The organism is Streptomyces sp. NBC_00691 (assembly GCF_036226665.1).
Classification (GTDB): domain Bacteria; phylum Actinomycetota; class Actinomycetes; order Streptomycetales; family Streptomycetaceae; genus Streptomyces.
Genome location: NZ_CP109007.1, coordinates 2,570,384 through 2,590,532, shown reverse-complemented (window position 1 = coordinate 2,590,532; position 20,149 = coordinate 2,570,384). Strand labels below are relative to the sequence as shown.

Here is a 20,149-nt window from a genome sequence, read left to right as displayed (position 1 = left end):
AAGCTAGTTAACTAGATTAGAGCTAGTGGACTAGATTTTCCATATGCCTGAGCAGCCGCCATACCTCCGCATCGCCGACGAACTGCGGCGGCGGATCGCGGAGCACGAGTGGACCCCTGGTGACCGGCTGCCCTCTCGGGCCCAGATTGGCCAGGAGTGCGGGGTGGGCGAGAACGTCGTTCGCCGGGCCCAGGAGCTGTTGATCTCCCAGGGTGTGTTGGAGGGGCGGGCCGGGTCCGGGACCTATGTGGCTGAGCCTCGACAGCGGGTGCGGATGGTTCGGTCCGCGGCGCGTGAGCAGCCTGACAGGTCGCCGTTCCAGGCCGATATGAAGGCCGTGGGGCGGAACGGTGGCTGGGAGAGCCGGACCGATGCGAAGGTGCCAGCGCCGGCGGAGATTGCGGCGCGGCTCGGGATCGGTGAGGGCGAGCTGTGCGTCCAGACCGTGTACGAGTTCCTTGCCGACGGGCGGCCCGTGCAGTTGTCGACGAGTTGGGAGCCGTACGACCTCACAGGCGGGACCCTCGTCGTCCTTCCCGAGGGCGGACCCCACGCCGGGGCTGGCGTTGTGAACCGTATGGCCGAGATCGGCGTCACGGTCAGCCATGCCGTCGAGCAGCCGGAGCCGCGGCAGGCCACCGCCGAGGAGGCCTCACTGCTCGGCATCCAGAAGGCCGCACTCGTCACGCACATCCGGCGGACGTACTACAGCGACCAGGGCCGGCCCGTGGAGACGGCAGACATCGTCGTCCCCGCTGCACTCTGCGAGATCGTTTACGAGATCCCGATCAACCGCTGACGGGGCACCGTACAAGGGGGAGTCATGGAGTCGCTCGGTTACGCCATCGGTGCTTTGGTCTGGGGCGCACCTGTCGCCGCTCTCGTGATGCTGGTGGTCGTGTCCGTCATGGTCAGCCGATGGCGGCGAAAGGCCATTGCGGCCCTGGAGAACGGTGAGCTGGAGGCTGACGGACAGCGCGCATCCGGGCGGCCTGTCGGCACGTCGGAAGATGTCTGAGCGCGGCCCCCGGGGCGCGTGCTGTCGGCGTGCTGCCGTCCGCCGCGGTTGCGCCTCCCCCTCTGCGGCTGGCGCTGGAAGCATTCCAGCGTCCGACGACGAAGGGGACAGGATGGTTCAGCCGAAGTGCGGTGCTCCTACCCAGAGCGGAGGCCGCTGCCAGAGCAAGGCGATCACGGGTAGCTCGCGGTGCTCCAAGCACCAGGGACCGTGGTCCGCGTACGGGGTGGAGCAGCGGAAGAAGAAGGAAGCCGAAGCCAAGATGCGGAAGCTCCGGAAGAAGCGATAGCGGGCCGCCAGGCGGGGTCGGCTGACATCCAAAACTGACATCAACGACGGTGGATGACAGCAGTCCTGTACGGCCCGTCGTGGTGTCCGCGAGCTGGGGTGGGCCCTCGCTGACCGTGATCCGCACGAGCTTACAAAGCAGATGTCGGCGGTTCGAAACCGTCCGCGCCCACCGTGTTGACCTTGTCAAAGGTCGAAGAAGGCCTAGGTCAGAGCATTGCTCGGCCTGGGTCTTCTTGGTTCGGCGGCACTCTGGATGCACCTTCATCGCCCTTCTGAGCGCTCTCTATACAGCGTCCCCAAGGGAACCGGGCGCGAGCGCAGGTGGGAGGGCGTGTGCGGCGACCTCCTTCTCCTCCTGCCCCGTGGGGGAGCATCCGTGAGGTGTTCGTCGGCTGTCAGTGGAGGGGCGTGATCGGTCGGGTGTCCGTCCGCACCCCACGGGGCGGGCGCCCCCTTCGGCGTTCCGTTGACATCAGGTCTTGAACATGTTCAAGATGGCGTTCGTCGCTTCCTTGGGTCGTCGCGACCGGGGTGCGAGACACGAGAGGCGGGGCGTATGGCTGCCGGCCGGTTCCAGTGGGTGCGGCGTGTGTGCAGGGGGGTCGCGTCGGGGGGTGTGGTGGCCATCCTGTCGGCTTGTTCCGGGTACTACCCCGTCCAGGTCGACACCGCCGACCAGCTGACGGGTGTGTGGTCCGAATGGAGCGGGGCGACCGTCGAGTTCGAGGACGACGGCACCTTCACTGCCACGGGCCTGGACCAGGGCGACGTCGTCGGCTGGGGGTGCACCGGGTTCGCCGAACGGCAGCGTGGAACCTGGTCTCCCGCCGGGACGTACGGCGACGTCACCTTCGACGGTGTGGACTGCGAGGGCATGGAGCTGGCGTTCTACGGTTCTCCGGGCTCCTTCGTCGCCTGTTTCACCCAGGACGAGACGTCCGGGGGATGCACCCATGAGTTCCGCCGGGAGAACGGCTGATCCCGGTCCGGCCCCGCGCCCGAGGTGCTTCCTCCGGTCTTGCATCATGACCGGCATGAACACCGAAGCCTGTGACCCGGCCGAGCTGGCCGCACTCCGCGAGATCTTCGCGACCCGTCCCGAGGCGGCGCCGCCGGCCGGTTGGGGGGCGGTGCGGGCCTTCGAGGCGGAGCACGGCGTCGTGCTCCCGGAGCCGTACCGCACGTTCGTGGCGGAGGTCTGCGACGGGCTGCGCGCCGGACCGCCCTACTACGGTCTGCTCCCCCTCGCGCAGGCTCCCTCGGACTGGGGTTCCGACCGCCCCGTACGCCTGCTCGCCGAGCCCTTTCCGCTCGTCGAGGCGTGGCTCTGGGAGGAGGAGGAAGAGGCGATGTCGGTGGAGGAGTTCGACGCCCGGACGGACCCCGTGTTCGACCACGGCTCGCTCTTGCTGGGCACCGACGGCTGCGGCATGTACTGGCATCTGATCGTCGCCGGCCCGCAGCGCGGTCACGTCTGGCAGATCGCCGGGGAAGGGGCCATGCCCTTCGGTCCCGAGTCGCCCGACGCCGTGATGCCCGGCGTCCCCGGCTTCGCGGGCTGGGCGACCCACTGGGCACAGGGGCGATCGTGGTTCGAGGACGCCTGAGGTGAGGGGTCGTCCGTGAGTGTGTTGGTGACGCGCGTTCGCGGGGCCAGGTCCGTCGCCCGGGTGGGGAGTTGACGCGCGCCTGCCAGGGCCGGTGTACTCGCCGCATGGCTGAGGTGGGGGACGCGCCCGAACCCGGGGTGCAGAGTGGCGAGATGACGCCGCAGCGGTACATCGAGACGCGGCTCGTGCAGTACCAGGGCTGGTACGACACCAAGGCGACCCGGATGAAGGCGATGCATCTGCGGATGCGGACCGTCTCCGTCGTCGGTGGCGCGCTCGTGCCCGTGTTCGTGAATCTGGATCTGGCCTTCGCGCGGGTCACCGCCACCGTGCTGAGCGTCGTGGTCGTCGCCGCCGTGTCGCTGGAGAGCGTCTACCGGTACCGCGAGCAGTGGAAGAACTACCGTTCCACCGAGCAGCTCCTCGGGCACGAGCGGGTGTACTTCGAGACCAAGGTCGGGCCTTACCACAACCTGCCGAAGCGGGACGCGTTCTCGACGCTCGTCGCCCGGGTCGAGAAGGCCATCGCCAACGAGAACTCCGCGACCCTGAACGTCATGACCCTCGGCGGGCAGGTCAACTCCGACGTCCAGCAGCGCGGGATCCCTGCCGCCCGGGAGCCGGAGGCCGGGGCCGGGGAGAAGTAGGGGAGGGGTGGCATGGTGCGGCAGGTGTGCGGACGGACCCCGGCGGTCAGCCGGGGGCCGTCCGTCTCCGGGCCGTCAGGCCTCGGCGTGCGTCAGCACCACTTGTAGTCGACCCGCGTCGAGTTGTACGCGCACGTGTCGACCCGCGCGCCGTTCGACTTCTTCAGCGTCGCCGTGTCGCGGTCGTTGTTCCAGACGTACCAACCGCGGTTCTGGTAGACGTTCGCGGACGTGTTCGTGCCGCGGCCCGTGCGGACCGTCACGATCTTGCCCTTGCCGAGGACGAAGTTGCCGAACGTGTACTTGTGGTTCGACGCGTCCGTGAGCGTCCAGCCGCGCAGGTTGACCGCCGCGCCGGTCGTGTTGCGTATCTGCACCCACTCGCCGTTGAGGCTCGTGCTGCCGCCGCGGTCCGAGCCGGGGCTGTCGTAGTAGATCTTGTACAGGTGGACCGAGCCGGCGGCCTGTGCCTGTGTGGGCAGCAACAGGATGCCGGAGGCCGCGGCCGCGGTCACTGCCGCGAAGGTGCGTGCGCGAAGCATGAATGTCCCTCAGTTTCTGCCGGGAGCCCGCCGATGGGACCCGGCGAGCACACAGAATACGCACGCTCTTCACCATCTCCGCACAACTTCGCTTGAGTTGGCGTGGAGGTAATTTAATCTTGGCTCATGTTCGACGCGCCCCTGCGGATCACCGTGCTCGGCTCCGCCACGCCCTACCCCCGGCCGGGCAACGCCTGCTCCGGCTATCTCGTCGAGGGCGGCGGGGCGCGCGTCTGGGTCGACGCCGGCAGCGGCACCCTCGCCGAGCTCCAGCGGCACGTGGCCCTCGGGGACGTCGACGCGGTGTGGATCTCCCATCTGCACGCCGATCACTCCGCCGACCTGCTCACCTTCTTCTACGCCCTGCTCTACGCCGGGCTGGGGACGGCTCTGCCCGTCCCCCTCTTCGGGCCCGCCGGGATCGCCGGTCGGCTCGCCGGGTTCCTCACCAGCGGTCCCGAGCGGAGCCCCGTCGAAAAGGCGTTCAGAGTCGAGGAGTTGCACGACGCGCATGTCGTCCGCGTCGGCGGCCTCACCCTGACCTCCCGCGCCGTCGAGCACGGACCGCCCGCCTTCGCGCTGCGCGTGGAGGACGAGGACGGGCACTCCCTCGTCTACTCAGGGGACTGCGAGCCCTGCCCCTCCCTCGTCGAACTCGCCCGCGACTGCGACCTGTTCGTGTGCGAGGCGGACGGAGACGCCCCCGGACACCACTCCGCCGCCCAGGCCGGCCGGACCGCGGCCGAGGCGGGCGTCGGACGGCTCGTCCTGACCCATGTGGGTTCGGCCCTGGCGCCCGGGGAGGCCGTCGCCCTGGCTGCGGGGACGTACGCGGGCGGCATCGCCCACGCCGACCCCGGGCTCCGGTTCTCCGTCACGCGTCGAAGTCGTACTCCAGGACGTACGACGACGAGTCCAGCGTCATCTCGTTCAGCTCCACCGCCGTCCCCGGCCCCGTGAACGCCGTACGCCCGATGAGGACCACCGGCGTCCCCCACTCCAGCGCCAGCCGGTCCGATTCGTCCGCCGTCGGCATACGGCAGCGGATCTCCTCGCGGAACCGCACCGGCCGGTGGCCCAGCTCCGCCAGCCGGGCATAGGTCCCGCCCGGCCCGGTGTCCGGCTCGGCGATCGGCGTCCCGCGCACCAGCTCCGCGGACAGGTACGAGACCGACAGCAGCACCGGCTTGGCGTCGAGGACGAAACGCCGGCTGCGGACGCACACGGGCGCGCCCGGCGTCAGGTTCAGCGCCCCCGCGACCCGCGCCCCCGCCTCCGTCTCGCCCACCTCGATCTGGTCGACGACCAGATCACGGTCCGCCACGTCCGCCGACCAGACCGAACGCCCGCTGCCCCACTGCTCGCCGGACAGGCGCGGGATGCCCCGGCGGCGCAGCGGACGGAAGGCGCGGACGAAGACCCCGGCGCCCTTGCGTGCCTCGGCGAGCCCCTCGGTGCGCAGCACGGAGAGGGCCTGGCGGGCCGTCATCCGGGCCACCGCGTAGGTCGTCATGAGGTCGTTCTCGCCGGGGAGCCGGTCACCCGGGGCGAACGCGCCCGACTGGATCGCGGTTCTCAACTCGTCGGCGATGCGCTGGTACTTGGGCCGACGAGCGCTGTCCTGGTCAGTCACGGGTGGACCACTCCCTTCATCTGCGGACACCCTACGGCGCACCCCGAGGCCAGGGTGCACACGTGTACGCCGCCCCGCCCGGCCGATCCATCCATCGGGGGACATCTCTAGAGATACGTTGACAGGGAGGGGGCGGAGGGCTTCTCTGGTTCTCCCCAGGCTTCAGGAACCGGGACGGAGGGGATGCGTGCAGCCACTGCCCGAGGTCGGTGACCTCGTCCGTGACACCGCCATCGGGCGGGTCGGCTTCTACGTCGGGAGTGTCTCCGGGCGCTGTCTGATCCGCCCCGTCCACGGTGGCGCCGAGTGGGAGGCCGAGCCCGCCGACGTGCAGCCCGCCACGCCGCTGCGCGAGCTGCGCGCCCGGGCCGCCGAGATCAACGCGCGGAGCCGGCGGGGGCTGTCCTGAGGCCTGCGGGCCGCCCCCGGGAGTGCCCGGTGACTCCGTTCCCGGCGATTGTCAGTGCGGCGCGCCACACTGGAGGCATGTGCCGCAGCATCAAGACGCTCCGACCGCCCGCGCTGCCCGAGGAGGCGACCGTGGAGGACATCCGCGCCGCCGCCCTGCAGTACGTCCGCAAGGTCTCCGGGTTCCGCGCCCCCGCCGCCCACAACCGTGAGGTCTTCGAGCGGGCCGTGGACGAGATCGCCGACGCGACCGCGAGACTCCTCGACGGCCTGGAGGTACGGGGTGCGCATCACGCGCATCACGCACACCCGGCGCAGCCCGAGGTCAGGAGGCAGGCGCGGGAGCCCCAGCCGGACGCCGTATGAGGTAGGCGGCGAGCCCGCCGGCGAGGAAGAGCGCGAGGGTCGACACTCCCGCGCTGAACCACGTCGCGCCCAGCCACTGCCCGCCCAGCCAGCCGAGCCCCACGCTGTACGAGGCCCAGGTCACGCCCGCCAGGGCCGACCACGGCAGGAACTCCTCCGCGCGCCGCTTCGCCGCGCCCGCGCCCAGCGAGACCACCGAGCGGCCCGCCGGTGCGAAGCGCGCGAGGACGACGAGCAGCCCGCCGCCCCGGGCCAGTGCGGTGCCGAGACGTTCCTGCGCCATGGACAGGCGCCGGGACCGGGCGATCGTCCGGTCGAGCCTGGCGCCACCCCGTAGGGCCAGCCGGTAGGCGAGGAAGTCGCCGAGCACCGAGGCGCCGGCCGCGCAGAGCAGCAGGGGGAGGAGGGACGGTACGTCGGGGGTGGCTGCGGTGGCCGACGCCGCAGCCGTGGCGGCGGTGATCACGAGGAAGCCGCTCGGCAGCACGGGCAGGAAGACGTCGAGCAGGATCGACGTCGCCACCACCGGGTAGATCCATGGCCCGGCGGTGAGGGACCGCAGCGAGCCGAGGCTGTCGAGCAGATTCACAGGGGCAGAGCCTACGCGGAGGCGGGGAGCCGCCCGCCGGGCGGGTGCCGGGCGTGGCCGGACCCGCGCGAACGTGTGCGACTCTGCGCGAAAGTGCCGGGGCTGAGGGGCCGGTTCCGGGTGAAGAGGACAGAGGAAAGGGCCGGAACGCGTGCTGCGTGGTCCGGCCCTTTCCTGTATGCGACTCCGGGAGCGAGGCGCGTCGGGCGCGAGGCTCTGCCGGGCCGCTCCGGTGCGCGGGCTCCGGTGCGTGGGCTCCGGAGTGCGGCCGCGGTGCCTGGGGGCCGCCGCGGCGGGTCCGCTCAGGCCTTCGCGCCGAGCGGGCTCACCTCGCCGGTGGCGGCATGGCTCAGGCCGTCACCGGGGTGGCCTGCTCCTCGCGCTCCTGGGCCGTCCCGCGCGCCGTGGCGCCCGCGCCGACCCGGCCGCGGAACAGGCCGTCGAGGGCGAGCGCGCCCGGCCCGGTGAACACGAGGAGCGCGAAGGCCCAGCAGAACAGGGCCGCGGTCTCGCCGCCGTTCTGCAGCGGGAAGAGGGACTCCGGCTGGTGGACCTTGAAGTACGCGTACGCCATCGAGCCCGAGGCGAGGAACGCGGCGCTCCGGGTGCCCAGGCCGAACAGGACCAGGCCGCCGGCGCCGAGCTGGATGACGGCGGCGTACCAGCTCGGCCAGGTGCCGGCCGGGACCGTCCCGCCGCCCATCGCGCCGCCGAGGACGCCGAAGAGCGAGGCGGCGCCGTGGCAGGCGAAGAGCAGGCCGACGACGATGCGGAAGAGGCCCAGTGCGTACGGCTGTGACTGGTCGAGGCGGCCCGCGAGCGTGCTCACGCCTCCGGGACGTACAGAATTCCGCTGACTTCTCGGGCTGTTCGAGGTATTCGAGGTTTTCGGGGTGTTCGGGGTGTTCGGGGTGTTCATGGGGGGACTCCTTCGGCCTGGCCCCGTCCGTGGGGTGGACGGGGAGTGGGGACGGAAACCGATGAGGCCGTCAGGTTAGGCACCCCTCACTAGTGCTTGCAAGTTCAACATCAGGCCACCGGGAAGTGTGTGGTGGGGTTCACTTCCCGGTGGCCCTTGTCGGCGAGCGGTCAGCGGCGGTGTTCTCAGCAGCCGTTGAGCACGGACTGGAGGGCGCTCTTCTCGGCGGAGTCGACGCTGAGGTTCCAGTAGTACTTCACGTGCACCCACGCGCGCGCGTACGTGCAGCGGTACGCGGTCCGCGAAGGCAGCCACTCCGCCGGGTCCTGGTCGCCCTTCGACTGGTTGACGTTGTCGGTCACGGCTATCAGCTGCGGCCGGGTCAGGTCGTTCGCGAAGGACTGGCGCTGCGAGGTGGTCCACGCGTTGGCGCCCGAGCGCCAGGCCTCGGCGAGCGGGACCATGTGGTCGATGTCGAGGTCGGCGGCGGCGGTCCAGGTGGCGCCGTCGTACTGCGAGTACCAACTGCCGCTGGTCGCGGCGCAGCTGGAGTCCGTGACGACGTTCACGCCGTCGCGCTTGAGGACGGTCTCGCGGGTGTTGCAGGCGCCGGACTGGGTGATCCAGTGGGGGAAGAGATCCCTGCTGTAGCCGGAGGAGGAACCTTCCGCCTTCACGGTGAGGGCGGCCAGGTAGGTGCGGGCGGTGGCGGCGCTGACAGGGGTGGGCATGGCGGCCTGGGCGGCCGGGGCCGTGGCGAGGAAGCCGGTGGCGGTGAGCGCGGCCGAGGTGGCGAGCACGGCGAGTCGACGCGCGTAGACAGTGCCGACGGGCATGGGAACTCCCTTGATGTGGGGGGACCTTGGCGGGTGCCGTCCCCGTGAGTGCCGGGCGGCGGCCCGGTCATCGTGGCGGCGCGAGGTTTCGGTGGGGGGTGCGCCAGGTAACAGGGTGGCGACATGGGCACGTCACATCAAGGGGTGTGACGTGTCCTGATGGAGCGCCAGGTTCCGCCGGGCGTCACGGAAGTGGGGCGGGAGCGGCCGTCAGCGGGTGCGCGCGTGGAGATGCGACGAGACCCCGGGCCTGTGCGGCCCGGGGTCTCGTCCGGTCGTGAAGTCCTGTGTGGAGTCCCGTCGTGGAGTCCTGTGTGGAGTCCCGTCGTGAAGTCCTGCGTGGAGTCCTGTGTGAAACCCTGTGTGCGGTCCAGGTCGTGCGGGAGGCGCCCGTGCTCTGTGCTGCCGGAACCGCTCGACGTCCTACGGAAGCACGGTCAGCGTGATCGAGCCGTCGGCCGCGGGCTCGACCCGCAGACGGGTGAGGTCGGCGACGTGCACGTCCGGCGCGAAGGCCGCCGCGCGCGGGCCCACGCCCACGATCCGCATGCCGGCCGCGCGGCCCGCCAGGATGCCGGCCTCCGAGTCCTCGAAGACGATGCAGTCCGCCGGGTCGAAGCCCAGCTCGGCCGCGCCCTTCAGGAAGCCCTCGGGGTCCGGCTTGCTGGCCCCGACGCGCTCGGCGGTGACCCGGGTCTCCGGCATCGGGAGCGCAGCGGCGCCCATCCGTGCCTGCGCGAGGGCCTCGTCCGCCGAGGTCACCAGGGCGTGCGGCAGTCGTGTGAGCGCGGCCATGAAGGCGGGGGCGCCGGGGACGGGCACGACCCCGTCGAGGTCGGCGGTCTCCTCGGCGAGCATGACCCGGTTGTCGGCGTGGTTGTCCGCCATCGGGCGGTCCGGGAGCAGGACGGCCATGGTCGCGTACCCCTGGCGGCCGTGGACCACCTTGAGCACGGCGTCCCCGTCGAGGCCCTGCCGCTCCGCCCAGCGTCGCCAGCAGCGCTCGACGACGGCATCGGAGTTGACGAGGGTGCCGTCCATGTCGAGGAGGAGGGCGCGGGCGGTGAGCGTTGCCGGGGTGGTGGCGGGCATCGGGTCTCCAGAGGGGTGGTACGGAGAACGAAGCGGACCCGCCCACCGGTCAGGGAATGCGGGCGGGGCCACTTTGTTTTCCCACGATACAAAACCGGGGGGCGTCTTGGCCAACCGGTCCGCATGCCGGGACCCGGAGTGGACGCGCGGGCGTCAGATGTGGGGGGTGTAGCGCTCCAGGACCTCGCGGGTGTTCGGTCCGTACACGCCCTCGGGGTCGCCCTGGATGTACATGTACGACTGGTAGACCGCCACGGCCTCCCACACGTCGTCGTCGTACCTGCCGTCGACGCGGCCGCGGTAGACCCCGACGTCGGCGAGGCGCCGCTGGAGTTCCCGCACCTCGTGCCCGCTGGAGCCGACGCTCAGGGTCTCCTTCTGTTCCTCCCCCTCGCCCGGCACCCCGGCCGGGGGTGTCGTCGTGGCCGGCGGAGTCGTCGGGGCGAGGGCCGGCGCCGACGAGGAGGCCGACGGGGGCGCTCCGGCGCCGCCGGTGGTCACGGAGGCGCTCGGTGACGCGGTCGTGGGGGTCGGGGAGGACGAGGTGGCCGATGGGGACGCCGACGCGGACGTCTCGCGCGGAGTCGGGGACGAGGACGTCGGCTCGGGGCTCTGTGACGAGGGGGAGGGGGACGGTGCCTCCGAGACGCCGAGGTTCAGCGAAGCGCTCGTGGTCACGTCCGGAACGGCCGCCCGGTCGTCGGGCTCCTCCCCGCCGCCGAGGACGGCGGCCGCCAGGGCCGCGGTGCCCGCCACGGCGACGGCGGCCACCGCCGCGACCAGCGCGCCGCGCCGGCGCCCGCGTCCCCGGGAGTCCTCCCGTCCGTACGCCTGTCCGTGGCCGGGCGGTGGGGGTATGTCGCCGACGCCGCGCAGCAGCAGCGGCATGGTCTCGGAGGGGTCGCCCCCGGGGTGCGGCTCGGCCGGAAGGGCCGCGGTGCCGCCGTGCGGCGCGTACTCGCCGCCGACGCCTCCGCCGACGCCCCCGACGACAGCCCGGCCCCCGCCCCCGGCCCCGGCGGCACCCCGGCCGCTGCCCCCGCCGGCACCGAGACCGACGCCGACCTGCCCGTCCGGCCCCCCGTCCGGCCGGATCGCCGCCAGCGGTGCCGTCGGCGGGTCCTCCGCGCCCGGGCCGTAGGACCCGGGGCCGTAAGAAGCGGCGCCGTACGTGCCGGAGCCGTACGTGCCGGTGTCAGTGCCGTGCGCGCCGGAGCCGTACGTGCCGGAGCCGTACGGGTCCGGGCCGGCCCCCCGGCCGTTCTCCGCGTCACCCTCCGCCGCGTCCAGCGTCACGTACGGCCTGATCCGGAGCGGATCGAAGTCCTCAGCCGCCGCCAGTTCGGCCCGGGCGCAGGCGCAGCCAGGTCTCTGTACACCGCATTCAGGACAGACATGTCCGGTCATGATGGGTCCCCTCCCCGAGACAACTGCTGGCGATTATGCAGCCCGCACCCTCCCGAGCCGCGAACAGGAGGGCGAAGAGACGAACGGACGGGTGGGTGAACGGCCGTACTCTCCGCAGGCCATATCCGGACATTCGGACCAGGATGGAGGAGCCGCCCCCTGGGCCGTCCGGCGGGACGCCCGACGCGACGCCCCGAGGAGACGCCCATGGCCCAGGAAGTCAGCCCCTCCGAGCTCGGCGGCGCTCCCGTGCCCGGGGAGGGGCAGAGCCGCCGCACCGTCCTCGTCGCGATCGGTGCGCTGCTGCTCGGCATGCTGCTGGCCGCCCTCGACCAGACCATCGTCTCCACCGCCCTGCCGACCATCGTCAGCGAGCTCGGTGGCATGGAGCACCTGTCCTGGGTGGTCACCGCCTACATGCTGGCGTCCACCGCCGGGACCCCCCTCTGGGGCAAGCTCGGCGACCAGTACGGGCGGAAGAAGCTCTTCCAGACGGCGATCGTCCTCTTCCTCATCGGCTCGGCCCTCTGCGGGATCGCCCAGAACATGCCGCAGCTCATCGGCTTCCGCGCGCTCCAGGGCCTCGGCGGCGGCGGACTCATGGTGCTGTCGATGGCGATCGTCGGCGACCTGGTGTCGCCCCGGGAACGCGGCAGGTACCAGGGTCTCTTCGGCGCCGTCTTCGGCACGACCAGCGTCCTCGGCCCGTTGCTCGGCGGTCTCTTCACCCAGCACCTGTCCTGGCGCTGGGTCTTCTACATCAACCTGCCCATCGGGATCGTCGCCCTCTTCGTGATCGCCGCCGTGCTCCACATCCCGGTGCGCTCCACCCGGCACACCATCGACTACCTCGGCACCTTCCTCATCGCCTCGGTCGCCACCTGTCTGGTCCTCGTGGCCTCCCTCGGCGGCACCACCTGGGCCTGGGACTCGCCGCAGATCCTCGGCCTCGCCGTCCTCGGAGCCGTACTCCTCGTCTGGTTCGTCCGGGTCGAGCGGCGGGCGGCCGAGCCCGTGCTGCCGCTCAAGCTGTTCAGGATCAGGACCTTCACGCTGGTGTCGGTCATCAGCTTCGTCGTCGGCTTCGCGATGTTCGGCGCGATGACCTATCTGCCGACCTTCCTCCAGGTCGTGCAGGGCATCACCCCGACCATGTCCGGCGTGCACATGCTGCCGATGGTCGCGGGCATGCTGATCACCTCGACGGTCTCCGGCCAGATCGTCTCCCGGACGGGCCGCTGGAAGGTCTTCCCGATCCTCGGCACCGCCCTCACCGCCCTCGGCCTGCTCCTGCTCCACCGGCTGACGGAGAACAGCTCCACGGCGGAGATGAGCGTCTGCTTCTTCGTCTTCGGCGCCGGGCTCGGCCTCGTCATCCAGGTCCTCGTCCTGGTCGTGCAGAACGCCGTCGCGTACGAGGACCTCGGCGTCGCCACCTCCGGAGCCACCTTCTTCCGCTCGATCGGGGCCTCCTTCGGCGTCGCCGTCTTCGGCACGGTCTTCACCAGCCGGCTCACCGGCAAGCTCGACGACGTGTTCGCCGCCACCACCGCCGCCGGGGAGGAGCTCCCGCCCGGCGTCGGTGCCCAGCAGGTCGCCGCCGATCCGCGCACCGTCGACGCGCTGCCGGCCACCCTGCGCCCCGCCGTCCTCCACGCGTACGCGACCTCCATCACGGACGTCTTCCTGTACGCGGCCCCCGTCGTCCTGGTCGCCTTCGTCGTCGCCTGGTTCCTCAAGGAGGACAAGCTGCGGGCCTCGGTCACCGCGCCCGACACCAGTCAGACGCTCGCCTCCAACCCGGTCGAGCGCTCCTCGTACGACGAGTGCGCCCGCGCCCTGTCCGTCCTCGGCTCCCGTTCGGGCCGCAGGGAGATCTACGAGAAGATCACCGCCCGTGCGGGGTTCGACCTGCTGCCCGCCGCGAGCTGGCTGCTGCTCCGCATCCGCCGCCACGGCACCGTCGAACCCGTCCGGCTCGCCGAGCACGTGCCCGTGCCGCTGAGGGTGATCACGGAGGCCTCCCGGCAGGTGGAGGAACGGCACCTGGTCACCCGGGAGGGGCTCCAGCTGATGCTCACCGACGAGGGCGTCCAGGCCGCGACCCGGCTGGACGCGGCCCGCGAGGAGTCGCTGGCGGAGCTGCTCGGCGACTGGTGGGGACCGGAGCGGCCCACCGACCTGGTGAAACTCGTGGAGGAGCTGACGGCCGAGCTGAACGGATCGGACGCGGAGCGCCCCCACGACCCGGAGCCGCCGCGTGACCATCGCGCGTGAGTCCCCGGCCGCAAACCCTGTATGACAGTCACTCAGGACCCCTCAGTACGCTGTCCCCTCCAAGATCGCGTACACAGGGGGAGCGGGCAGGATGAACAGCGAAGAGCCACGTCAGGGCCAGGTCTGGCCGGCACCGCCGGGACACCCGCCGACGGGTCCGGCGCACGGCGGGCACGGTGGACCCGACGGGTACGCGGGCGGGTACGGCGGCGGGTACGGCGCTCCGGCGCCGATCGTCGTGACGCGTCCGTCCTCGCACCGGGGCGCCTGGATCGGCGCGGGGGCCACGCTGGTGGCGGCGGTGATCGGCGTCGTCGGTACGTATCTGGTGAGCACCGGCAACGACGCCGACCCCACGCCGCCGACGGCACGGACCCCGGTGACGGGTTCGGCCACCCCCTCCGGAACGGAGACCGGGAGCGACGACGCCCCGGCGGACTCCCCGCGGAGCCCCGAGTCCACGGCGAGTCAGGAGGCGTCGGCACCGCAGACCTCCACGGCCCCGCCCGCGAAGCCGTCCGGCACGGTCGACTGGCAGGGACCCCTGGTCATCGCGTTCGGCGAGGACAAGGACCTGGACTCCGCACCCCCCGCGGAGTCCGAGATCCGCGCGGAGAACGACTTCTCCGTCTATCCGTTCGGCGGCCACATGCTGCAGCCGGGGGACGACGTCAAGGCCCTGGTGTGGAAGGACGCCACGAACAGGACCCCCTCGTACGAGGACTGTGCGCGGGACATCGACACCCTGGGCACCTCGACGACGACGGAGCTGAAGACCGGCATGGTCGTCTGCGCCGCCACGAACGACGGCCGCCTCACCCGCCTGACCGTCAAGGAACTGGTCAGTCAGGGGTCCGACACGCGAGGCGTCTTCGACGTCGTCGTCTGGAGCCGCTGACCCGGGTGCCCGCAGACCCGGCCCGGGGCGCCCGGCCCGGAGCGGCCCGGAGCGGTCAGAGGTCCCTGCCGTACCAGATGTCCATGTACGGGCCCGAGCAGTAGGCCGGGATCTCCGTGTACCCGTGCCGGGTGTACAGGGCTCGGGCCTCCACCAGGTCCAGGCGGGTGTTCAGGACCATGCGGCGGGTGCCGAGGGCGCGCGCCGCGTCCTCCAGGTTCCCCAGGAGGGCGCCCGCGCCGCCCAGGCCGCGGAAGGCATGGCGCAGGAAGACGCGGGTCAGCTCCGCCCGGTCCTCGTCGAGGAGGAGCACCCCGCCGCACCCGGCCGCCTTGCCCTCGTACCGGGCGACCAGGAACTGTCCGGTCGGCGGGGTCAGCAGCTCGGCCCCGTCGTCGGTCAGGCCCTCGTCTATCTCCGCCCGCGTCGCCGGGCGCTTCCAGTAGCGGCTCGCGACGTCGTCGTAGTAGTCGCGGCGCAGGGCGGTGGCGTCCGGGGTGTCGACGCGCTCGGGGGAGAAGGTCCAGGTCATGCGCGTCATTGTGCGGCGCGCACGGCCCGGGGCGCAGCCGGGTTTCCGGGGGACGGCAGCGGTCCGGCCCGGTCTCCCGGGCCGGACCGGAGGGTCAGCTCTTCGGGGACGCCTGCTGGACGACCTCGAAGGACCAGAGGGTGGAGCCGGACGCGGCGGGCCTGGGGCGCTCGCCGCCCTCGGCGCCGCCCTCGGCGCCGGCCGCGCCGCCGCCCCCGTGCGCGGCCTTCATGGAACCGTTCATCCAGGCCTGGAAGTCCTCCTCGCTGCGCCAGCGCGTGTACACCAGGTACTGGTCGGTGCCCTCGACGGGGCGCAGCAGCTCGAACCACTCGAAGCCGTCGGAGCCCTCCACGGACCCGGCGCGGGAGGCGAAGCGCTGCTCCAGGACCTCACGCTGCTCGGCGGGGACGGTCAGGACGTTGATCTTCACGATGCTCATGAAAGGCAGGATATGACCCCCGGTCCCGCCGCCTTCGCGGCGGAAGGGGTAGGGGCCCGGGGCGGGCGCCGGCGGTGGGGGCGCGGAGGTCAGTCGAGGACGCGGGCGAGCAGCAGGCCGTCGTAGCCCTTGGTGCCGACGGTCTGGACGGCCGTCGCGTCCAGGCGGGGTTCGGCGGCGACGAGGTCGAAGAGTTCGCGGGTGCCGGTGATCGCCGGGTCGTCCGGGGCCGGGGTGGTGATCCGGCCGCCCCGCACCACGTTGTCGACGACGATCACGGTGCCGGGGCGGGAGAGTTTCAGGGCCCATTCCACGTAGCGCGGGTTGTTGACCTTGTCGGCGTCGATGAAGACCAGGTCGAACGGGCCCGCGCCCTCCGCCTCCAGGCGCGGCAGGCTGTCCAGGGCCGCCCCGGTGCGGACCTCGACGATCTTGTCCAGGCCGGCGTGGGCGAGGTTGGCGCGGGCGACCTCCGCGTGGGCCGGGTCGTACTCGAGGGTGATGAGCCGGCCGTCGGTGGGCAGGGCGCGGCCCAGCCAGATCGTGCTGTAGCCGCCGAGGGTGCCGATCTCCAGGATGTTCCGGGCGCCCTGCATCCGCGCGAGCAGGTGGAGGAGCTTGCCCTGGTTGGGGGCGACGGCGATCTCGGGCAGCCCGGCCGCGGCGGAGGCGCTGAGCGCGGCGGTCAGCGCCTCGTCGGCGGGGGCGATCGTCTCGGTGAAGTAGGCGTCGACTGCGTTCCACTGAGGGTTCGTCATGCGGCCGAACGTACACCGGCTCCGGCCTCCGGGCGGCGCCTTGCCGCCCGTACGGCCAGGAGCGCGGCGAGGGCGGCGAGGAGCGGGCCGCCGCCGACGGCCAGCAGCCACACGGGGATTCCGCCGCCCACCGTGAGGAGCCGGTCGGTGTACTCCACCCGGCGGTACGGGGTGTCGGCGACGGTCCGCAGGTGGTGGTCGTCGTCGATCCGCTCGGGGTGCGGGAACTCCTGGTCCAGGACGGTGAGGTGGACCGGGCCCTTCCCGGCGAGTTCGGCGACGGGCCCCTCGGGCGCGATCCGGCCGGCGAAGGTCACCTCGGGGGCGTCGCCGCCGATGGGGGAGCGGGGCTCCATCCGGTGCTCGGAGAGGATGGAGAGGCCGAGGCTCTGAGAGGTCTTCGCGAGCCGCGAGAGACGCATGGGGTAGACGAGTTCGGGGGAGGCGAAGGTGATGCGCAGCGGTGTCAGCTCGCCCTGGAGGACGGCGTCCTTCTGCCGCGGGGCGAGGCGGACGGCCACGTACTCCCACCGGCGTTCCACGTACGGCTCGAGGGCGCCGGTCAGGCGTTCGGGCAGCTCGAAGCCGTTGGTCCGCAGCCAGTCGCCGAGGGCGTCCGGGTCGGTGGCGGTCAGCCGGGCGACGTCGAAGGGGCCGAGCCGCTCGCGGCCGACGAGACCGGCCCCGCCCGCGCCGGGCGGCGGAGCCCCGGCGCCGTCTCCGTAGCTCCGGTCGAACGGCCAGTCGCCCTCGCGCGGCCAGAAGTAGGAGCGTTCGCGCTGCTCGGGCTCGGTGAGCCGGTCGAGCGCGTCGAAGAGTCCGGGGTCGCCGAGGGTGACTCCGGCCCGGCTGGGCACGGGCATGATCCAGGCGGCGTGCCGGGCGTCGCCGTGGACGTTGAAGCGCATGACGACGGTCTCGTTCCGGCCGTCCCAGTGGACGGCCGACTCCTCGCGGTCGACGCCGATGCGCTGGTCCTCGGTCGGGATCATGGCGCCGCAGCCGCAGGCGTACGCCGGTGCGACGAGCGAGCCGAGCTGGAGCGCGAGCAGCGCGACGATGGTGGCCAGAATTCTGTGCGTCCCCCGCATGCGGGGTGGGACGTGGCGGATGACCCTCCGGTTCCGCCCCGTCCCGCCCCGCGCGCTCAGGCCCCGGCGCGGACCCGGAGTTCCTTCACCCCGTTCAGCCAGGCGGCCCGCAGCCGGCGCGGCTCGCCGACGAGGGTCAGGTCGGGCAGGGCGTCCGCGACGGCGTTGAAGATCAGCTCGATCTCCTTGATGGCGAGGGACTTGCCCAGGCAGAAGTGGGGCCCGCCGCCGCCGAATCCGAGGTGCGGGTTCGGATCGCGGGTGATGTCGAAGCGTTCGGGGTCGGTGAAGACCTCGGGGTCGTTGTTGGCCGAGGAGTAGAAGAGGCCGACGCGGTCGCCCTTGGCGATCTTCTGCCCGCCGATCTCGGTGTCCTGGGTGGCGGTCCGCTGGAAGGAGACGACGGGGGTCGCCCAGCGGACGATCTCCTCGGCGGCGGTCGCCGGCCGTTCCCGTTTGAAGAGTTCCCACTCGTCGGGGTGGGTGAGGAAGGCGTGCATGCCGTGGCTGATGGCGTTGCGGGTGGTCTCGTTGCCGGCGACGGCGAGCAGCAGCACGAAGAAGCCGAACTCGTCGGAGGAGAGGTTCCCCTCGCCCTCGGCGGCGACCAGCTGGCTGACGATGTCGGCGGCGGGGCACTCCTTGCGCGCGGCGGCCATGTTCATCGAGTAGCCGATGAGTTCCATGGCGGCCTCGGCGCCGATCTCCTCGGTGATGGCGTACTCGGGGTCGTCGTAGGCGACCATCTTGTTCGACCAGTCGAAGATCCGGGAACGGTCCTCCTGGGGGACGCCGATGAGTTCGGCGATGGCCTGGAGGGGGAGTTCGACGGCGACCCGGGTGACGAAGTCGAAGGTGCCGTCGGCTTCCGCGGCGCGCCTGGCCTCGTCGACGATGGCGTGGGCGCGGTCGCGCAGCGCCGTCTCCAGGTTCCGGATCGCCCGCGGGGTGAAGCCGCGCTGGACGATCTGCCGGACCCGGGTGTGTTCGGGCGGGTCCATGTTGAGCATGATCAGCTTCTGGACCTCGATCTGGTCCCGGGTGATGTGCTCGTTGAAGCGGATGACGGCCGTGTTCTCGTTGGAGGAGAACAACTCGGGATGCGTGGAGACGTACTTGACGTCCGCGTGGCGCGTGACGGCCCAGTAACCGCCGTCCGCGAAGCCGGTGACTCCGGGCGGCTGGGGGCACCACCAGACGGGTGCGGTCTGCCGCAGCCGCGTGAACTCCGGGAAGGGGACGCGGTCGCGGAGCAGATCGGGGTCGGTGGCGTCGAACCCCTCGGGAAGATGGGGACAGGGCATCGGCAACACACTCCGCATCTGAGGGATTCTGATGAGGGGATCTGATGGGCCGTCAGGAGTTGCCGGGAAAGTTAGTAACGAGTTCTACAAGTAGCAAGGGTCAGAACGGGAAGTGTTGCCTCCCGGACCCTTGCGTACCCGCGGTAGCAGTCATAAGACTGCACTCAGAACTAGAACGCGTACTAGTTCCCCCGTGACGCCGACCGACGGGCTGCCGGGACGCCCCGTCCGGTCGAGGAGAGGACGAGCTCATGGCCGCGGAACCCGTCATCGTCGAAGCCGTACGCACCCCCATCGGCAAGCGCGGAGGCGCGCTCGCCAACCTCCATCCCGCCTACCTCCTCGGCGAGACCTACCGCGAACTCCTCGGGCGCACCGGCATCCACGCCGACTGCGTCGAGCAGATCGTCGGCGGTACGGTCACCCACGCCGGCGAGCAGTCCATGAACCCGGCCCGCACGGCCTGGCTCACCATGGGCCTCCCCTACGAGACGGCCGCGACCACCGTCGACTGTCAGTGCGGCTCCTCGCAGCAGGCGAGCCACATGGTCGCCAACATGGTCGCGGCCGGCGTCATCGACATCGGGATCAGCTGCGGTGTCGAGGCCATGTCCCGCGTTCCGCTCGGCTCCGGGTCCAAGCACGGCCCCGGCAAGCCCTTCCCCGACGAGTGGAACGTCGACCTGCCCAATCAGTTCGAGGCCGCCGAGCGCATCGCCCGCCACCGCGGCCTCACCCGCGAACGCGTCGACTCCCTCGGTCTGCTCTCCCAGGAGCGCGCCGCGAACGCCTGGTCCGAGGAGCGCTTCAAGCGCGAGACCTTCGCCGTCCAGGTCCCCACCACCGAGGAGGAGCAGGCCGCCGGACAGGGCATGTGGCGGCTCGTCGACCGCGACGAGGGCCTGCGCGACACCACCATGGAGGGCCTCGCCCGCCTCAAGCCCGTCATGCCGATCGCCGTCCACACCGCCGGGAACTCCTCCCAGATCTCCGACGGCGCCGCCGCGATCATGTGGGCGTCGAAGCGCATGGCCCGCGCCCTCAAGCTGAAGCCCCGCGCCCGGATCGTCGCCCAGGCCCTGGTCGGCGCCGACCCGCACTTCCACCTCGACGGACCGATCGACGCCACGCGCGCCGTCCTCGGCAAGGCCGGGATGTCGCTCCGGGACATCGACCTCGTCGAGATCAACGAGGCCTTCGCCTCGGTGGTGCTGAGCTGGGCGCAGGAATTCGAGGGGGACCTGGACGGTCTCGTGAAGGTCAACGTCAACGGCGGCGCCATCGCCCTCGGCCACCCCGTCGGGGCGACCGGGGCCCGGCTGATCACCACCGCGCTGCACGAGCTGGAACGCGCCGACAAGGAGTTCGCGCTGATCACGATGTGCGCGGGCGGGGCGGTGGCGACCGGGACGATCATTCAGCGGCTGTGACCGGGTGATCGTCCGCCGACGGCTGTAGGCCGCCGAAACGCCGCAGGCCCCGCCCTCCC

Annotated in this window: 23 protein-coding genes; 11 read left to right on the top strand and 12 right to left on the bottom strand. The window is 71.7% G+C overall.

Annotated features, from left to right (window positions below):
* Positions 1–43 precede the first annotated feature (43 nt).
* From OG392_RS11705 to OG392_RS11685, 5 genes are all read left to right on the top strand, one after another.
* A complete protein-coding gene (locus OG392_RS11705; protein ID WP_329278334.1) occupies positions 44–799 on the top strand; it encodes a GntR family transcriptional regulator in 756 nt (251 codons plus the stop codon).
* 24 nt (positions 800–823) lie between these two features.
* Complete coding sequence (locus tag OG392_RS11700; protein ID WP_329278332.1) at positions 824–1,018, top strand: hypothetical protein; 195 nt, start codon at positions 824–826, stop codon at positions 1,016–1,018.
* 907 nt (positions 1,019–1,925) lie between these two features.
* Positions 1,926–2,288 carry a hypothetical protein gene (locus tag OG392_RS11695; protein WP_329278330.1) on the top strand — a complete coding sequence of 121 codons (363 nt, stop codon included), beginning with the start codon at positions 1,926–1,928 and terminating at the stop codon, positions 2,286–2,288.
* A gap of 55 nt (positions 2,289–2,343) precedes the next feature.
* Positions 2,344–2,916, top strand: coding sequence for an SMI1/KNR4 family protein (locus OG392_RS11690; RefSeq protein ID WP_329278328.1), 573 nt, complete (start codon positions 2,344–2,346; stop codon positions 2,914–2,916).
* Positions 2,917–3,023: 107 nt separating this feature from the next.
* Positions 3,024–3,566: a DUF4231 domain-containing protein gene (locus OG392_RS11685; RefSeq protein ID WP_329278326.1), complete on the top strand. Its 543-nt coding sequence runs from the start codon at positions 3,024–3,026 to the stop codon at positions 3,564–3,566.
* Between the two features lie 92 nt (positions 3,567–3,658).
* Here OG392_RS11685 and OG392_RS11680 read toward each other — a convergent pair whose 3' ends face one another.
* The gene (locus tag OG392_RS11680) at positions 3,659–4,108 is read right to left on the bottom strand and encodes a lamin tail domain-containing protein (RefSeq protein ID WP_329278324.1); all 450 of its coding nucleotides are present in this window, start codon (positions 4,106–4,108) and stop codon (positions 3,659–3,661) included.
* 126 nt (positions 4,109–4,234) lie between these two features.
* Here OG392_RS11680 and OG392_RS11675 point away from each other — a divergent pair, with 126 nt between their 5' ends.
* A complete protein-coding gene (locus OG392_RS11675) occupies positions 4,235–5,068 on the top strand; it encodes an MBL fold metallo-hydrolase (protein ID WP_329278322.1) in 834 nt (277 codons plus the stop codon).
* Here OG392_RS11675 and OG392_RS11670 read toward each other — a convergent pair.
* Positions 4,983–5,741, bottom strand: coding sequence for a GntR family transcriptional regulator (locus OG392_RS11670; protein ID WP_329278320.1), 759 nt, complete (start codon positions 5,739–5,741; stop codon positions 4,983–4,985). The genes OG392_RS11675 and OG392_RS11670 overlap by 86 nt on opposite strands.
* 187 nt (positions 5,742–5,928) lie before the next feature.
* On the opposite strand from OG392_RS11670, the gene OG392_RS11665 reads away from it, so the two are divergent.
* Positions 5,929–6,150, top strand: a complete 222-nt coding sequence (locus tag OG392_RS11665; RefSeq protein ID WP_329278317.1) for a hypothetical protein — start codon at positions 5,929–5,931, stop codon at positions 6,148–6,150.
* A 77-nt stretch (positions 6,151–6,227) separates the two neighbouring features.
* Entirely contained in the window at positions 6,228–6,515 is a 288-nt protein-coding gene (locus OG392_RS11660; RefSeq protein WP_329278314.1) for a DUF2277 domain-containing protein, read from the top strand.
* Here the strand turns inward: OG392_RS11660 and OG392_RS11655 are convergent.
* From OG392_RS11655 to OG392_RS11635, 5 genes are all read right to left on the bottom strand, one after another.
* Entirely contained in the window at positions 6,475–7,104 is a 630-nt protein-coding gene (locus tag OG392_RS11655) for a DedA family protein (protein ID WP_443054751.1), read from the bottom strand. The two genes, OG392_RS11660 and OG392_RS11655, sit on opposite strands and share 41 nt — an antisense overlap.
* 349 nt (positions 7,105–7,453) lie before the next feature.
* Entirely contained in the window at positions 7,454–7,933 is a 480-nt protein-coding gene (locus OG392_RS11650; RefSeq protein WP_329278311.1) for a DoxX family protein, read from the bottom strand.
* Between the two features lie 275 nt (positions 7,934–8,208).
* Positions 8,209–8,859, bottom strand: a complete 651-nt coding sequence (locus OG392_RS11645; protein WP_329278309.1) for an HNH endonuclease family protein — start codon at positions 8,857–8,859, stop codon at positions 8,209–8,211.
* Between the two features lie 423 nt (positions 8,860–9,282).
* Positions 9,283–9,951, bottom strand: a complete 669-nt coding sequence (locus OG392_RS11640; protein WP_329278308.1) for an HAD-IA family hydrolase — start codon at positions 9,949–9,951, stop codon at positions 9,283–9,285.
* Between the two features lie 153 nt (positions 9,952–10,104).
* Complete coding sequence (locus tag OG392_RS11635) at positions 10,105–11,358, bottom strand: peptidoglycan-binding domain-containing protein (RefSeq protein ID WP_329278306.1); 1,254 nt, start codon at positions 11,356–11,358, stop codon at positions 10,105–10,107.
* A 207-nt stretch (positions 11,359–11,565) separates the two neighbouring features.
* Here OG392_RS11635 and OG392_RS11630 point away from each other — a divergent pair, with 207 nt between their 5' ends.
* Positions 11,566–13,635, top strand: coding sequence for an MDR family MFS transporter (locus OG392_RS11630; RefSeq protein WP_329278304.1), 2,070 nt, complete (start codon positions 11,566–11,568; stop codon positions 13,633–13,635).
* A gap of 91 nt (positions 13,636–13,726) precedes the next feature.
* Positions 13,727–14,533 (top strand): hypothetical protein, encoded by an 807-nt coding sequence (locus tag OG392_RS11625; protein WP_329278302.1) that lies wholly within the window; start codon positions 13,727–13,729, stop codon positions 14,531–14,533.
* A gap of 55 nt (positions 14,534–14,588) precedes the next feature.
* Here OG392_RS11625 and OG392_RS11620 read toward each other — a convergent pair whose 3' ends face one another.
* The 5 genes from OG392_RS11620 to OG392_RS11600 form a co-directional block, all read right to left on the bottom strand.
* Positions 14,589–15,074: a GNAT family N-acetyltransferase gene (locus tag OG392_RS11620; RefSeq protein ID WP_329278300.1), complete on the bottom strand. Its 486-nt coding sequence runs from the start codon at positions 15,072–15,074 to the stop codon at positions 14,589–14,591.
* Between the two features lie 85 nt (positions 15,075–15,159).
* On the bottom strand, positions 15,160–15,507 hold the full coding sequence (locus tag OG392_RS11615; RefSeq protein WP_329278298.1) for an antibiotic biosynthesis monooxygenase family protein: 348 nt from the start codon (positions 15,505–15,507) through the stop codon (positions 15,160–15,162).
* 89 nt (positions 15,508–15,596) lie between these two features.
* Positions 15,597–16,265, bottom strand: a complete 669-nt coding sequence (locus OG392_RS11610) for an O-methyltransferase (protein ID WP_329278296.1) — start codon at positions 16,263–16,265, stop codon at positions 15,597–15,599.
* The gene (locus OG392_RS11605; protein WP_329278294.1) at positions 16,262–17,356 is read right to left on the bottom strand and encodes a DUF2330 domain-containing protein; all 1,095 of its coding nucleotides are present in this window, start codon (positions 17,354–17,356) and stop codon (positions 16,262–16,264) included. Before OG392_RS11605 ends, OG392_RS11610 begins: the two co-directional genes overlap by 4 nt.
* 56 nt (positions 17,357–17,412) lie before the next feature.
* Positions 17,413–18,660 (bottom strand): cytochrome P450, encoded by a 1,248-nt coding sequence (locus OG392_RS11600; RefSeq protein WP_329278291.1) that lies wholly within the window; start codon positions 18,658–18,660, stop codon positions 17,413–17,415.
* A 251-nt stretch (positions 18,661–18,911) separates the two neighbouring features.
* Between OG392_RS11600 and OG392_RS11595 the strand changes: the two genes are divergently transcribed.
* Positions 18,912–20,090, top strand: a complete 1,179-nt coding sequence (locus OG392_RS11595) for a steroid 3-ketoacyl-CoA thiolase (protein WP_329278290.1) — start codon at positions 18,912–18,914, stop codon at positions 20,088–20,090.
* The last annotated feature ends 59 nt before the right edge of the window (positions 20,091–20,149 follow it).